The following is a 1,021-nucleotide window of genomic DNA, read 5'->3' as shown; positions in this document are numbered from 1 at the left end:
CGTGGCCAGATAGCTGGTCACCCCGGGCAGCAGGGCCTCCGGCCGCAGCGGCTGCAGATCGGTGTCGACGACCGAGGCGACGAGCGTGTACGGCGGCTCCCGCAGCAGCCGCTGGAAGTGCACCAGGCCCAGATAGCGGCCGGTCGGCGTCTCGTCCGGCGGCCGGCACACATACACCTGCGCGGCGAGCGCGGGGGTCAGATCCCGGTTGCGTACGCGCGCGAGGGCGTCCGCGACCGTCGCGTCGGGGCGCAGCACGATCGGGTCGGGCGTCATCAGCCCGCCCGCCGAGCCCTCCTCGTACGACATCAGCCGCCGCATGTCCGCCGCGTCCCGCGGCCGCATCAGGGCCAGCAGTCGCTCCTTGTCCTCCTCGGGGAGCTCGGAGAGCAGATCGGCCGCGTCGTCCGGGGCCATCGCCTCCAGGACGTCGGCCGCGCGCTCCTCCTGGAGCTTGCCGAGGATTTCGACCTGGTCGTCGTCCGGCAGCTCCTCCAGGACGTCGGCGAGCCGTTCGTCGTCCAGCGCCGCGGCCACTTCGCCGCGCCGCTTCGCGGAGAGGTGGTGCAGCACATTGGCGAGGTCGGCGGGGCGCAGCTGCTCGAAGGTGGCCAGCAGATTCTCCGCGCCCTGCCCCTGCTCCTCGAGGGAGAAGCCGGTGACCGCGGACCAGTCGACGGTCAGCGTCTCGCCGCGCCGCCGCAGCGCGCCCGACCTGCCACGCCGTACGAAGACCTTGTCGATCTGCCAGTCCCGGCGCGCGGGCAGCTGTGCCATGGCCACGTCGAGGACCGTGACCTGCTCGTCCGTCTCCACCAGCCGTACGGTGCGGTCCAGCAGCTCGCCGAGCACCAGGGTCTCGGTCGGGCGCTGCTGGAAGCGCCGCATGTTGACCACGCCCGTGGTGATGACCTGGCCGGACTCGACGCTGGTCACCCGGGTCATGGGCAGGAAGATCCGGCGGCGGGTGACCACTTCGACCACCAGACCCAGGAGGCGCGGCGGCCGGCCGCCCAGGCGC

At 72.9% G+C, this 1,021-nt stretch carries 1 protein-coding gene; it reads right to left on the bottom strand.

Annotation, left to right across the window (positions count from 1 at the left end; all coding sequences use genetic code 11):
* Positions 1–1,021 (bottom strand): magnesium transporter MgtE N-terminal domain-containing protein (locus CCN51_RS51320; RefSeq protein WP_086861243.1); only part of this gene is annotated, 1,021 nt, incomplete at both ends.

The sequence above is a fragment of the Streptomyces milbemycinicus genome, from assembly GCF_002154605.1.
GTDB lineage: Bacteria > Actinomycetota > Actinomycetes > Streptomycetales > Streptomycetaceae > Streptomyces > Streptomyces milbemycinicus.
Note: the sequence above shows the minus strand (reverse complement) of the source record. Positions and strands in the feature narration are given on the sequence as shown.